The organism is Bacillus sp. DX3.1, assembly GCF_030292155.1.
Lineage (GTDB): Bacteria > Bacillota > Bacilli > Bacillales > Bacillaceae_G > Bacillus_A.
Window position 1 is genome coordinate 3,232,056 of sequence record NZ_CP128153.1, and the last position, 14,757, is coordinate 3,246,812.

General features: G+C 36.4%; 14 protein-coding genes. 5 read left to right on the plus strand and 9 right to left on the minus strand.

Annotated features, from left to right (window positions below):
• The first annotated feature begins 473 nt into the window (after window positions 1-473).
• Both QRE67_RS16035 and QRE67_RS16040 read left to right on the plus strand, forming a co-directional pair.
• Window positions 474-1,664 (plus strand): DUF2515 family protein, encoded by a 1,191-nt coding sequence (locus QRE67_RS16035; RefSeq protein ID WP_286121167.1) that lies wholly within the window; start codon window positions 474-476, stop codon window positions 1,662-1,664.
• Entirely contained in the window at window positions 1,630-2,037 is a 408-nt protein-coding gene (locus tag QRE67_RS16040; RefSeq protein ID WP_286121168.1) for a CBO0543 family protein, read from the plus strand. The genes QRE67_RS16035 and QRE67_RS16040 overlap by 35 nt, the downstream gene beginning before the upstream one ends.
• A gap of 195 nt (window positions 2,038-2,232) precedes the next feature.
• Here QRE67_RS16040 and panF read toward each other — a convergent pair whose 3' ends face one another.
• A complete protein-coding gene (gene panF, locus QRE67_RS16045; RefSeq protein WP_286121169.1) occupies window positions 2,233-3,660 on the minus strand; it encodes a sodium/pantothenate symporter in 1,428 nt (475 codons plus the stop codon).
• Between the two features lie 3 nt (window positions 3,661-3,663).
• Window positions 3,664-3,942, minus strand: coding sequence for a YhdT family protein (locus QRE67_RS16050; RefSeq protein WP_286121170.1), 279 nt, complete (start codon window positions 3,940-3,942; stop codon window positions 3,664-3,666).
• Between the two features lie 278 nt (window positions 3,943-4,220).
• On the opposite strand from QRE67_RS16050, the gene QRE67_RS16055 reads away from it, so the two are divergent.
• Window positions 4,221-5,705: an aldehyde dehydrogenase family protein gene (locus QRE67_RS16055; protein ID WP_286121171.1), complete on the plus strand. Its 1,485-nt coding sequence runs from the start codon at window positions 4,221-4,223 to the stop codon at window positions 5,703-5,705.
• A 219-nt stretch (window positions 5,706-5,924) separates the two neighbouring features.
• On the opposite strand, the gene fabG is transcribed toward QRE67_RS16055, so the two are convergent.
• Window positions 5,925-6,665, minus strand: a complete 741-nt coding sequence (gene fabG / locus QRE67_RS16060) for a 3-oxoacyl-ACP reductase FabG (RefSeq protein WP_286125301.1) — start codon at window positions 6,663-6,665, stop codon at window positions 5,925-5,927.
• A gap of 134 nt (window positions 6,666-6,799) precedes the next feature.
• Between fabG and QRE67_RS16065 the strand changes: the two genes are divergently transcribed.
• A complete protein-coding gene (locus QRE67_RS16065; RefSeq protein WP_286121172.1) occupies window positions 6,800-6,949 on the plus strand; it encodes a YfhD family protein in 150 nt (49 codons plus the stop codon).
• 80 nt (window positions 6,950-7,029) lie between these two features.
• Here QRE67_RS16065 and shc read toward each other — a convergent pair whose 3' ends face one another.
• The 5 genes from shc to QRE67_RS16090 form a co-directional block, all read right to left on the minus strand.
• Window positions 7,030-8,892: a squalene--hopene cyclase gene (shc, locus tag QRE67_RS16070; RefSeq protein WP_286121173.1), complete on the minus strand. Its 1,863-nt coding sequence runs from the start codon at window positions 8,890-8,892 to the stop codon at window positions 7,030-7,032.
• Between the two features lie 99 nt (window positions 8,893-8,991).
• The gene (locus QRE67_RS16075) at window positions 8,992-9,417 is read right to left on the minus strand and encodes a divergent PAP2 family protein (protein WP_286121174.1); all 426 of its coding nucleotides are present in this window, start codon (window positions 9,415-9,417) and stop codon (window positions 8,992-8,994) included.
• 76 nt (window positions 9,418-9,493) lie between these two features.
• Window positions 9,494-10,435, minus strand: coding sequence for an EamA family transporter RarD (gene rarD / locus QRE67_RS16080; RefSeq protein WP_286121175.1), 942 nt, complete (start codon window positions 10,433-10,435; stop codon window positions 9,494-9,496).
• Between the two features lie 182 nt (window positions 10,436-10,617).
• Entirely contained in the window at window positions 10,618-10,872 is a 255-nt protein-coding gene (locus QRE67_RS16085) for a DUF1294 domain-containing protein (protein WP_286121176.1), read from the minus strand.
• A 200-nt stretch (window positions 10,873-11,072) separates the two neighbouring features.
• Window positions 11,073-12,458, minus strand: coding sequence for an APC family permease (locus QRE67_RS16090; RefSeq protein ID WP_286121177.1), 1,386 nt, complete (start codon window positions 12,456-12,458; stop codon window positions 11,073-11,075).
• 783 nt (window positions 12,459-13,241) lie between these two features.
• On the opposite strand from QRE67_RS16090, the gene brnQ reads away from it, so the two are divergent.
• Window positions 13,242-14,588 (plus strand): branched-chain amino acid transport system II carrier protein, encoded by a 1,347-nt coding sequence (gene brnQ, locus QRE67_RS16095; protein ID WP_286121178.1) that lies wholly within the window; start codon window positions 13,242-13,244, stop codon window positions 14,586-14,588.
• A gap of 30 nt (window positions 14,589-14,618) precedes the next feature.
• Here the strand turns inward: brnQ and QRE67_RS16100 are convergent, their stop codons facing one another.
• Complete coding sequence (locus QRE67_RS16100; protein WP_286121179.1) at window positions 14,619-14,756, minus strand: phosphonate ABC transporter permease; 138 nt, start codon at window positions 14,754-14,756, stop codon at window positions 14,619-14,621.
• Between the last annotated feature and the right edge of the window lies 1 nt (window position 14,757).

Below are 14,757 nucleotides of genomic sequence, written 5' to 3' on the forward strand. Positions count from 1 at the left end.
TAAGGAATTTCGACTTTTCTGTTTTACAGCATATTTACATATCGTTTATTAAATAATATATGGGTACGTCCGAGATACTTTCAAAAAAAATAGAAAGACCTCATTTATTCATAGCGTTCGTAATAAAATGATGATAACTGTTCTATTAAACTACTTTTAAAAATTCTTGCTATATAAATCCATTTTGATTTTTCGACATATAGCCGCGGCTATGGATAACAAAAGGTGACCTGCACTCGTTTTCTCTCTTTGTTTTCACTTGGCATGGGGCAGGAAAAGGATCTGACCGCTTCTATGCATGACCGGATGCTCTCTCCCACCTAAAAAGAAGGGTTTTATGTCGGTTTTTTAATTTGGATTTATATAGTTAAGAGATTGATTTCTACTAAATAAATCGAAAAAATCGACTATCTGATACTTACTGCAATAACCTACTCATCTTTTTTAAATTCATGTTAACGGGAGGAAAAGGGATGCACCACAACGATCAGAAAAGGAAATGGAATGGGGGTTCCAAAGTGAGCCCGTATTCTCTTTTAGATGTAAAAGATGAATTAAAGAAAAAAAGTAAAAACAAACAGACTTCTATTAAAACATGTAAATTAACGGAAGAAGAGACAATACTAATCCATGAAATTAAAGAACGAACAAGACAACTCAACAAAAATAATGTGACGAGAACACGTGCTTATTATCAGTTTTACCTCCGATGCCCAGAAATACACTGGGCCCTACTTGGACACATGGTATCTCGTAACGGTGGTTGGAATATGACGGATTTAAAAGGCGAGTTATATACAAGACTATTGTCAGAAAAAGATCAACTCACCTTCTTTTCTTTTCTAGAACGAGGAAACTGGTTAATCTTCCAGGATGTGTACCCACAATTTTTAGTGTATGAACAAAGTGTTAAAAAATCCAAAGGACTGTTTCATCTTCTACCACTTTTCAATGTATCAACGTTTATGGAAACGATGTGGAACCATTTTTGGAGAACAAGCAATCACTATACATTAGCCATTGCGACTATTATTAATGAACAAAGCTATTTAGAAAAAAGGGTTATTCAAAATGCACATTTTAAAAGGACCGTACTAAATAGTGTTGGATTCAAATTTTTTGACTTTTTTCGTTTTAATCATATCCTTTTTCCATTCTATGAAGATAAGACTAAACAAAAAATATTATTATTTGGCGATACAATGACACATTTCACCTCCCTGCATGAGCGGATTTTGTTGGGTAAGCGATTATACTCACTGTTGTTTCGCAATGAGAATATCTTATCAAAAGTAGTAAATTGGGCTCATGACCATCCACATACTGGTTCGCGAAAAGACTACTGGCCCCATTTGTTTTCTGATATAAATGAATCATTTTCTCGTGAATTTTATAAACGTCGGACAAAAAAATGTCAATTAAGAAAAGGTACGGATCGTTTATACAGTCCGCGATTAATATATGCATGGAAAGATCTTAATCATGAAGAAGCGGAAAGCGGAGACTGGTTTGAAGACTGGCATATCGTGGACTATTTAATCGATAAGGGAGAAAATACAAATGGAAAGATTAATGATGAATATTGCAAAACACTTGAAAAAATTGAACTTGCAATTCTGGCAAAAAAAAATGTCCTTCTCAGAGAAGAAGAAACAGAAGAGTAATCATCTGGCATTTGTAGTCACCATCATTTTCTCTTATTTCATTGGAACGTATTTAGACTTACTATTTGTCAGTAAACAAATGTATACCTTCCCAGTAAGACCATTCCCAGATATATTTACAATCAATGTCGCTTTTACATTATTGATATTGCCAATCTTTACTGCGCTCTTTTTACGAATCGCAAAAACGTTGTCTGCATTTTCAAGAATCCTGTTTATCGTTTTGATTGGACTTTGTGCAAGTGTATCCGAACAATTTGCTGAAAACTTAGGATGGTTCACTCATAGCGAAGCATGGCATCATTCTTATTCTTTTTTCGGATACATGATTTTCATGCTCCTTATATGGAAGATTTATCGATGGTTTCAATAACAAGCGACAGCGTTAGGCAAACCTAAAACAAACTTACTAAGATTTTTTTGCATATGCCTGTAACAAAACACTGTATCAAAAATAATTCGTAACATTATTGATTTCAGACCTTTTTGTTACAACAAAATATACAAAAAGGTAAACACAACTCATATGTGCTTACCTTTTTATTTATAAAAATTTCTCTTTATGCTACTACTTTTTTGCCGTTAACACACTACCAATTACATAGGCAATGAAAGCAAAACAGATTGGAAAAACAACCGTATGGATTCCAAATGGATTTGGGAGAAAGAGATGAACAATTATATAAGAACCTACTCCAACAATTATGGAGGCAATCGCACCAACTGCATTCCCCCTCTTCCAGTATAACCCTAAAACAATCGGCCAGATAAAGGCCGCTTCTAAACCACCAAAAGAAAATAAGTTTAACCAGATTAAGAAATCTGGCGGTTTAATCGCCGCGGCATAGACAAGTAAACCAACGATGGCAGTAATCCATAAACTCCCTTTTTTCACCACCGTAGCCGCCGCATTTTCATTGACATAGTTCACATATATGTCCTTTATGATTGAAGAACTCACAAGTAACAAGAGTGAGTTTACTGTTGACATAATTGCTGCCATAGGAGCAGCTAAAAAGATCCCTGCAAGCCAAGGCGGTAATACTTTCATTGCTAAGAGCGGCATCACTTTGTCTGGAACAGTTACACCAGGAAGCACAACGCGAGCAAATACACCTGTTAAATGCATTCCAATCATTATTGTACCAACAACAACCGTCCCTATAATTAATGCTTGATGCATTGCTTTTGAGTTTTTATATGACATCGCCCGGACACTAATTTGCGGTAAACCGACCACACCTACACCTATTAAAATCCAAAACGATGTGACATACGTTTTCGTTAAGCTACCATCGGCTCCAAACGGTGTAATTAAATTTGGATTTATTTGAACAAGTTCTTGCATAATCTTTTCAATGCCGCCACCAGCAACGATCGTAGCAATTAAAATGATTGTTGTACCAACTAACATAATAATGCCAAGTAAGGTATCAGATAAGGCAACCGCACGAAAACCACCAATTAACACGTAAACAAGTACAGAAAATGTAAAAAGAAATAAAGACGTTGTATACGAAAGACCTGTTAACGATTCGATTAACCTTCCACCGCCAACCCACTGGGCAACAGTTGCTGAAAATAAAAAGATAATAATACATAATGCGGAAAGAATCACAACACCCTTATGATTATATCGTCCTTTCAGATAATCGATTAATGTGATAGCTTCCATCTTTCTTGCGATAATGGCAAACTTTTTACCTATCACTGTTAATACAATGTAACCTGTTACAACTTGGATTGCCGATAATAGCACCCAGCCAAGTCCCATATTATAGGCAATACCCGGGCCCCCAATAAAGCTACTTGCACTACCATATGTCGCAATCATTGTCATCGCTAATAATAAACCGCCAAGTTCACGTCCACCAAGAAAGTATTCTTGTAAAAATTTATTATGGGCGGTTGCTTGCACGCGTTTTGATGCATATACACCTATTAAAAATACAATGATAAAAGAAATTATCATTGGGATTATTACATACCAGTTCATCTATCATTCCTCACTTTTTTCTTCCTCATCGAGCGAAATATCTTGAAATACAAAATGTATAACAACAACAAGAAGTATAACCATTACAATAAAACCGACTATACAACTATAAAAAAACCACGCTGGAAAGCCTAATACATATGTATATTCCTTTGGATCTTTACTTCCAAGCCCATAAGCAAAGCCATACCATATCATAAAATTAATGACAGCAAGTCCAAGACCAATCCAAGCTTCTCTATGGGCAATTCGAAAGCGCGGATCATCATGATAATCCTTCATTTTCCTCCTCCTCTCACGAGGTATAATTGTACCATTGTTTTTCTAGTTTTTCCTACTTGAAAAGAAAAAGGTGCAGGAATTTTTACTAGGATGAAGAAGCTACCTGTATATTACATAATTTTAACAATTGTAACGCAAATGAAATTTGAATTTTCAGTCTTTATTGATTATGATTCAAATTAGAGGTCTTTCACCTAGTAGTTTCTTTACAGCTCCTATTTCAGGAATAAACGCTGTTATATACTGCGTTTACAATATATTTTCAAGGGGGTTATACAATGAGTCAACTAGCTGTGAATCTTCATGAAAAAGTAGAGAAATTCTTACAAGGAACGAAGAAATTATATATAAACGGAGCGTTCGTTGAAAGCGCTTCTGGTAAAACGTTTAAAACGCCTAATCCAGCAACTGGTGAAACATTAGCTATCGTTTCAGAAGCCGGTCGCGAAGATATTCATAAAGCAGTCGTAGCTGCAAGACAAGCATTCGATGAAGGTCCATGGTCACGAATGAGCACTGCAGAGCGCAGCCGTCTGATGTACAAGCTCGCAGACTTAATGGAAGAACATAAAGAAGAATTGGCACAACTTGAAACATTGGATAACGGTAAACCAATCCGTGAAACGCTAGCAGCAGATGTTCCTCTTGCAATTGAGCATATGCGTTATTACGCTGGATGGGCAACAAAAATTGTTGGTCAAACAATCCCAGTCTCCGGAGAATACTTTAACTACACACGCCATGAAGCAGTTGGTGTTGTCGGTCAAATCATTCCATGGAACTTCCCACTATTAATGGCAATGTGGAAAATGGGAGCTGCTCTTGCAACTGGATGTACAATCGTCTTAAAACCAGCAGAGCAAACACCACTCTCAGCTCTATACTTGGCTGAATTATTTGAAGAAGCTGGCTTCCCGAAAGGCGTTGTCAATATCGTACCTGGATACGGTGAATCAGCTGGACAAGCTCTTGTGAATCATCCTCTCGTCGATAAAATTGCATTTACAGGTTCCACTCCAGTCGGGAAACTAATTATGAAACAAGCTTCTGAATCATTAAAACGCGTTACATTAGAGCTCGGTGGTAAATCACCAAACATCATCTTACCAGATGCTGATTTATCACGTGCTATTCCAGCAGCACTTTCTGGTGTTATGTTTAACCAAGGACAAGTATGCTGCGCGGGCTCACGCTTATTTATTCCAAAGAAAATGTATGATAATGTCATGGCTGACCTTGTTCTGTATTCAAAGAAATTAACACAAGGCGCGGGCTTAGATCCAGAAACAACGATTGGACCGCTTGTATCACAAGAGCAACAAAACCGTGTTATGGGCTATATTGAAAAAGGCATTGAAGAAGGTGCAGAAGTACTTGTTGGTGGAAACAAGCCTTATGAGCAAGGGTACTTTGTTTCACCAACGATATTTGCAGATGTAAATGACGAAATGACAATTGCGAAAGAAGAAATTTTCGGCCCAGTCATTTCTGCATTACCGTTTAATGATATTGATGAAGTCATTGAGCGTGCAAATAAATCTTCATTTGGCTTAGCTGCTGGTGTATGGACAGAAAATGTAAAAAATGCACACTACGTTGCAAGTAAAGTTCGTGCTGGCACAGTGTGGGTTAACTGTTATAACGTCTTTGATGCAGCATCTCCATTTGGAGGCTTTAAGCAATCTGGTCTTGGACGTGAAATGGGTTCCTATGCATTAAATAACTATACAGAAGTAAAAAGTGTTTGGGTTAACCTAAACTAAATGAGAGAGCCTGACCAAAATTGGTCAGGCTCTCTTTATTATGTATTGAAAGTGTTTTTATAGAAAACTAATTATCTTTATCCGCATACTATTCCACAGCATTTTAACGTACTTCCCGAAAGAAGTCCCCACCTTCAAGTGCGTAGTGGGTAGTTGACTACATGTGGAACTATTTCTTTCTTTTTAATACGAGCGCCACTTTATGATTGTTTACTCCTCTTACACTTGCAATCCTCCGCTAACATTCAGAACCTCTCCTGTAATGTAAGAAGCATGCTCTGATGCAAAAAAGGCTGCGGCGTTTGCAATATCTTGTGGCGTTCCAATTCTACCTACTGGAATTGCCCCGATCATCTTTTCCTTCACTTTATCTGGTATCGTCTTTGTCATATTTGTATCCATAAAGCCTGGACAAATCGCATTACACGTTATACCAAATGTACCTACTTCTTTTGCCGCTGTTTTTGTTAAACCAATAACCCCTGCTTTCGTTGCCGCATAATTCGCTTGTCCAATATTTCCTTGCCAGCTGATCGAAGAAATATTAATAATGCGGCCGTATTGTTGTTGTCTCATATAAAGAAGTGCTGGTTGCATACAATAAAACACGCCTGTCAAATTCACTTGTAACACTTGTTCCCATGCCGCTTTCTCCATCTTATGTAACATCGCATCTCTTGTAATGCCAGCGTTATTAACTAAAATATGTAATTTACCAAACGTTTGTACAGCATATTCAATTAGCGATTTTGCTTCATTTTGATTACTCACATCACAAGCATATAAGCTAACTTCATATCCTTGTTCTAAAAATTCATTTGTCGTTTCCCTTAATTTCTCCTCGTTCACATCACTAATTAGAACCTTCGCCCCTAATTTTGCAAATGTACAAGCAATTTCTTTTCCTATCCCTTGTGCAGCTCCTGTTACGACAGCTGTTTTCCCTTTTAAAAACTCCATCATTCTCCCCCCTATTTTTCTAACTTACTATATATATTTCGTCTTTTCCCCTTTTAACTCCTTTTTTGTATAAAATGGTCTATTTGTGTAAAACTAAAGTTGCAACGCAACATAACACAAGGAGATTGTGTCGAATGAATAAAAAAAGTATACAACAAAACAAAACTTCTGATGGCATTGATGTTGAGTTTTCTCGTGAACTCGCTGATCAAAATGATTTAGAAGCAAATGCACGTGCAGATGCCGCCGATGCACGTCAAAAACACCAAGCAAAACAAAAATAAGGTGCTTTTTTGTTCCTTATCATTTGACAATTGGGTCCTACTACCCATGAACATGAAATAAACCGAGAGATTCTCTCGGTTTATTTCATGTTATATTTTTTCATATAATGTGCAAATGTAAGCAATGGAAATAAACGATGGTAACTATGATAACGAATATAAAATCCACCCGCCAAGCCCGTACCAGTTGGATAATTTTGATTCTGAGAAGAGTGTGCCAACAAATACGAAATACCTTTTCGAATGACTGGTGTTTCTGTATCATGAAAAGAAATAAGTGCATCAAGAGCCCATGCCGTTTGTGCCGGCGTACTAAAAGGTAACGAAATAAATCGTTTCTCCTCACTACTTCGGCATGATTCCCCCCATCCACCATCACGATGTTGAATCGCTTCTAACCATGTAACAGCTCTTTTTAAGGCTGGATGATTAGATGGTACATGAGCAGCACGTAAACCCGTTACCGCCGCCCAAGTCCCATATATGTAGCATACTCCCCATTTTCCGTACCATGATCCATCCTTCTCTTGCTTCTGCAACAGCCATTTAACAGCTCGATCTTTTTGTTCCTTTTTAAGCGCATGCGGTGCATATGTCCCAAAAAACTCTAATACTCTACCGGTTATATCTGGTGTGGACGGATCAGTAATCATGTCCCCGACGTTATCAAGAGGCAAATGGGTAAGAATTCGACTCGTTACCCCTTTTTCAAATGCTCCCCAGCCACCATCACTATTTTGTAAACCGCTCACCCATTGTATCCCTTTCTTCCATGCTTGTTCCGCCTTATGATTTCCTTTCGCACTCTGTGCCAACGCTCTAAGTACCGCTGTTGTATCATCAATATCTGGTATCGTCGTATTCGTATCTGAAAATCCCCAACCACCCGCCACAAGAGATGGGGCATGCACGCTCCAATCTTTCTGCTCTGTATGTTGCTTTTGCAGCAAATAATCTGTTGCCTTTTGAATTACTCGATCATTACGTGGTACATTAGCTTCTTGCAATGCATAGCTCAGTAGCGCTGTATCCCATACGGTAGATGGAGAATTTTGCAGATGTGCTCCTGCCTCCATGTTCCATACATAAGACTTCAGCCCTAATACTGCATTTGAAATAATAGGTGACGCAGCGGAATGTCCAAGTGCAAGCAGTGCATAAATCATATAGAACGTTGCACTTGCATAACTGTAAAGCGTTCCATTTTTCTCGATTCGTTCTATCATAAAACGCTCCGCCTCATTATACCCTTTATGATGTAACGAAAGCGGATACAATAGATTTTTTTTTACATCATCCAGTATTGTTTGCAACGGGGGAGATCGTTCTTCTCGGAACCACTGCGTTGTACTTTCTCCTACTATATTGTCCAGATTTGGAAGCACACTTTTTGAAACAGAAAAACGTTTATTCATACACATTATCATGGGAACAAGGTGAATACGTGCTGAACTACTTAACTCATAGATGCTCAACTGTGAATCATCTGGCAAAAAGAAGATTGGTGTGGGAAAATGGAACAACGGCGGATACTCGTATTTTCCGTGGACAGCTAACATAAACTTTGTCATAAAATGCGCACGAGTAACTCCGCCCTGATGACGAATAAATGCTTCGGCTCGCTTCATATTTGCATCCTCTTTTGTATACTTTTTTGATGCAAGTAACGCTGCATAAGCCTGAATCGACGTTGACAAATTCCCGGCTGTTTCATCTTCATATAACTTCCATGTTCCTTCATTTGTTTGGAGGGATGCAATTCGAGCAACAAATGGTTCTATTTCTTCATCTTTCCCTAGCATTCGTAGTAATAAGATCATATGACAGTCCGTTAAAGGTGAACCTTCAAAACAAAACCTCCAAGTCCCATCTTCATGTTGCATCGTGCGAAGTGCAGTAGTTTGCCGTTCGATTTCTCGCTGTACTTTGTCATATAGTAACATCCTCTTCACCTACCTTTTACAATCCGTATACGATATTCGTATCGGCTCACAAATATGTATGAAACAAAAAAGCAAAGCGTATAAAAGTACACGCTTTGCTTATGAACAATACCAAATCGCCACAACAATTCCTAAAATTGCTCCGACAACAACCTGATAAGGTGTATGTCCTACAAGTTCATTTAATTTTTTATAATCTGTTTGTCTACCATGAAAAAACTCGTTTAAAATTTTTGCCTGTTTACTTACCGCAAGTCTTACTCCTGAAGCATCATACATAACAATAATCGCAAAAATAGCTGCAACTGCAAAAAATGAGCTCATTATCCCTTCTACCATACCAACTCCTGTTGCCAGTGCAGTAACAGTTGAAGAATGCGAACTTGGCATTCCTCCAGAAGCAAAAAACTGTGCAAAATCAAATTCTTTCATTTTTACTAATTTAAAGATGACTTTCGCAAGCTGTGCTATAAACCATGCAAGTACAGCCGACATAAGTGGATCATTATGTAAAATTGTTTCCATGTTTCAGCACCTCACTGATTGTAATGGAAATTCCATATTTACAGTATAAAGAAAAAAGCGTAGAAAATACTACGCTTTACGATACTTTTGCTGATTTATTTTTTAGAAACTTCGGCTGTTTGTTCAGCATAAACTTTGTTTTTGCCATTGAAAATACCAATAGGGCAATCCAAATTGAGAAGAACGCTGTCATATGAGCTGATGTGAAATGCTCTTTAAAAACAAAAACACCTAAAATAAGATTGATTGTCGGCGCAATATATTGTAAGAAGCCAATCATATATAGCGGAATGAGCCTTGCTCCTTTTGCAAAATAAAAAAGCGGTAAAGCCGTAATAATACCTGCTCCCATCAAAAGAAATGTTGAAGTAAGTGAAACCGAACCAAATGAGCCAAATCCATACTCACCAATCATAAATAGATAAATGAAAGCGATTGGTGTAACGATCATTGTTTCCATTGTTAGCCCAATCATAGCATCATAATCTAACAATTTCTTAGTTAAACCATATAACCCAAATGTAAATGCTAATGAAAGGGCAATCCATGGAATCGATCCAAAGCGAAAGGTCAAAATAATAACTCCTACTGCCGCTAAACCAACTGCAACATATTGCCAAAAGTTGAGTTTTTCTTTTAAAACGACTGTACCAAGTAAAATACTAACAAGCGGATTAATATAATAGCCTAAACTTGCTTCAATTATATGGTTATGATTCACAGCCCATATGTATACAAACCAGTTCCCACTAATTAAAATGGAAGCAATCGTTAATGAGATGAATAATTTAGGTCGTTTAAAAAGACTCACAAGTTCACCAAGAAATTGCCCAAATCGTTTCGATACACCTAAGATAAGTAACATAAAAACAAAAGCCCAAACGATGCGATGTGCTAATATTTCTTCTGCAGGAACTGCCTCTACCCATTTCCAATAAATAGGAAGGATCCCCCACATCATATACGCACCAGCCGCATAGATAATCCCTTGCTTTTGCACTGTCTTTTGACTCTCCATTTGCTCTTTTCCCCTCTTCTCTTTTTCTCTCCATTATAAGGTGTCTTTCTAGACCTTTACAAATATCCCCTTTGTAACTTTTTCGACAAAAATACTCATGTTATTATTTCAAGTCAGCTTTCACATTTCATAAATCTTAGTTTTTTCTAAGTATCTTTCATAATATGTAATCTTACTTCACCTTAAAGTATCCAAAATAGATACGCTGTTACAACTACAAGAATTGGGATACCTATTTTAAACTTATTTTTATGTGTTTTATGATGAAAGATATACATTCCAATCCATGCTCCTAATGCTCCGCCTGCTGCAGAAACTAAAAACAATGTATTCTCTGGGGTGCGCCATTGCTTTTTCTTTGCTTTTCGTTTATCTAATCCCATCATACTAAACGCAATAAGATTGATACATAATACATACAGCCATTTTACCATCATTGCTTACTTCCACATCGCTTTCTGTTTTAATCATGAATCCTTCTACAATAGTAATGTATTCTCTCGTTTTACAAAACAGAAATTATAATTACACATAAAGTGAAACTTTGATCAGTAGGGGTTCTACTCCCCGTTAATACGAGATAAAAAATAGTTGCAAACAAAAGAAGTCTACTTTTGTCTACAACTATTTCTTCACACTATTTGTTCAAGATTCCTTTTCTTGCATTGCTATGTTTTTTAGAATACATAAAATAAACCAAAACACCTATTACGATCCAGACGCTAAAACTAATTAAAGTCACGGAAGAAAGATTGAGTGCTAAATATATACAACATAAAATAGAAAATATCGGTAAAATAGGAACCAATGGTGCTCGAAATGGTCTCGGTAAATTTGGATTTGTTTTTCGTAAAACAATAACCGCAATAGATACAAATATAAAAGCTGTTATCGTTCCCATATTTACTAAATTCGCTAATAGGTTTAAATCTACAAATCCAGCTAGTAAAGCGGCGATAATACCTGTAATCCACGTATTTAGGAATGGAGTTTGAAATCTTTTATTTACACTAGAAAGTTTTTTAGGAAGTAAACCATCACGGCTCATCGAATACGAAACACGCACAAAAGCAAACATTGCTACTAAAAGAACGGTAGTCAGGCCGGCTATAGCCCCTACAGATAAGAAGCCAGCTACTTTATCTTCCCCAACAACACGAAGAGCATATGCAACTGGATCTGCTACGTTCAATTCAGTAAAAGGTACAATTCCAGTCAGTATAAACGAAACGCCAATATAAAGGACTGTACAAATACATAACGATACAATAAGACCGATTGGAACATTGCGTTGCGGGCGCTTCACTTCTTCTGCTGCAGTAGCAACTGCGTCAAACCCTAAAAAAGCAAAAAATACAGTGGCTGCCCCTCCGACAACTCCATGATATCCGTATGGAAGAAATGGTTGCCAATTTTCCGGTTTTACATACTGTGCCCCAACTACAATAAATCCAATGATAACGATAAGTTTAACAAGAACCATGATGTTATTAATTCGTGCACTTTCTTTTACTCCACGGCTTAACAAAAATGTAACGACTAAAATAACAAGAACGGCAGGCAAATCAATCATTCCACCTTTCCCCATACCAGGGGCTGAGGCCAAAATGGTCGGAATTTTAATATGAAATCCTAACAGTAATGATTGAAAATAAGCAGACCAGCCTGCGGCAACAGCCGAAGTTGCTAATAAATATTCTAACATTACACACCAACCGACTATAAAAGCAAAAACTTCTCCTAGTGTAATATATGTATACGAGTATACACTACCAGCAACTGGAACAGTAGAAGCGAATTCAGCATAACAAAATGCTACGCATGCACAGACAATAGCTGCCAGTATAAAGGACAGAATAATAGCAGGGCCCGCATGTTTTGCTGCAACAATTCCTGTTAATACAAAAATTCCTGTTCCAATGATTGCTCCAATTCCTAAAAGAGTTAAGTCAAATGCTCCTAGCGTTGGATTTAATACTTGCTTCTTTTCTTGGTCAATTTCTTTTTTCACTAGTAAACTCATTAGCGGAAACCTCTTTTCAACATAATCCCATACAACGCGGAACTCCCATCACCAACTGATCTCTTATAGGTAATTTATCTCTCGTCTAACGTCTTTGATTTCTCATCACTTTGAGGCAAGGATGTTACTGCCCTTTAGTGTGAGATACACAACATAGGTATAATTATTTTGATCCAATAATTAAATACTTTATCTTTTCCTTTTATAGTATAAAAGGAAAAGATACTGAAAAATCCAAACAAAAAATATACACTTGCTAATTAGAAAATTTTACATAAAGAAACACTTTTTCCAATGGTGCATCATTGAAAACATGATTGAATTTATCATATTCTTAATTGTATTGTCAATAATAAGATTTTTCACTTCTGTTTGGATAATTATGTGATATGAAGTATTATTTCACAAATACAAAATCATCAAATCCCTATTATTTCAAATAAAATGTTTGGTTTTATTTTTTTGATATTAATAATATATACATTCGTCCCCCAACAAGATGTGATATATTCAGTGAATGAATACCTTTCATTGTTATCGTAAGATAAATACAACAATAGTTTGTTTTTTCTCATAGCATAGTATTTGCTATATATTATTTATCCAATCAAAAATCACATTTATTATTTATTTAAAAAAATTTCAAATAAAAATATTTTTTGTTGCTATATAAATTTCATATCAGTATAATAAAAAACGTTGTGGTTATTCTCGTTTTAATATTCAGAATTTTCTTTGTAATATTATGGTATTTCTAATAAATATTTTACTGGAGGGTTTAACTTGGCAAATAAAGTACCATTTTCTCGTGTTCTTGTAATCGGACTTATGTTGTTTGCTCTTTTCTTTGGAGCTGGAAACTTAATTTTTCCAGCTATGTTAGGTCAAACAGCTGGACATAACGTTTGGATTGCTACGGCTGGATTTTTAATTACAGGAGTGGGTCTTCCGTTGCTAGGGGTACTAGCATTCGGCATTTCTGGTAGCGATGATTTGCAAACACTTGCAAATCGGGTTCACCCTTGGTTCAGTGCCGTATACACTTTTGTTCTTTACCTAGCAATCGGTCCCCTGTTTGCATTACCTAGAGCAGGAAGCGTTTCTTTTGAAATAGGAGTGAAGCCATTTTTACCTGAAAACACCGGAAGTATTCCATTACTTGTTTTCACAATCATTTTCTTTGGTATTACTTGTTGGTTCTCATTCAATCCAACAAAAATTGTTGATGTTGTCGGTAAGTTTTTAACACCAATCAAACTTACATTCATCGGTATTTTAGTGGTTGCTGCTTTTGTACAACCTATCGGCCCTATTCAAGCCCCTACACAAGAATATGTCAGCAATTCTTTTTTTAAGGGATTTCAACAAGGCTATTTAACAATGGATACACTCGCATCCTTCGTGTTTGGTATTATCATTATTAATGCCATTAAAGAAAAAGGAAACTATGCTAAAAAAGAAATTGTTGGCGTTTGTGCAAAAGCAGCTGCAATTGCCGCAATCGTACTAACTATTGTTTATACTTCGCTTTCCTATATGGGTGCTGCTAGTGTATCTAAATTAGGCCATTTAACAAATGGTGGCGAAGTGTTAGCAAAAGTAGCTAATTTTTATTTCAGTTCTTTAGGAAACTTATTGTTAGGCTTGATGATTACTGTAGCCTGTTTAACAACTAGCGTTGGGCTTGTGACGTCTTGTTCTTCATACTTCCATAAAGTATTTCCGAAGATTTCATATAAAACATTTGCAGCAGTTCTATCTATTTTTAGTGCGGTTATTGCAAATATGGGCTTAACAGAGTTAATTTCCATTTCTGTACCGGTACTTACTGCAATATATCCGCTAGCAATTATGTTAATTGTCTTAACATTTTTACATCCACTATTTAAAGGAAGAACGGAAGTATATCAATGGAGTTTATCTCTCACTTTTGTCGTTAGTATATTTGATGGATTGAATGCAGCGAATTTACCAATTCAAGCTATCAATACTTTATTTTCGAAAATTCTTCCTTTATACGATGCCGGTTTAGGTTGGATCTGTCCAGCTATTATTGGAGGGTTTATCGGATATTTAATTTATGTATTCCGAATAAAATACATTGCTAGTACACCGAAAACAAATCATTGAAAAACCATGCAGATAATTCCTGCATGGTTTTTATTCTTCATTTTCTTTTTCTATTTCCTCTTTACAATCTTCAAAAACTAACTCATCTTTCATTTCCATGCAAATCATCGCATGATAAATTTCTGGATATAACCCGAACACTTGATATACACTTCCTAGAAACGGCATG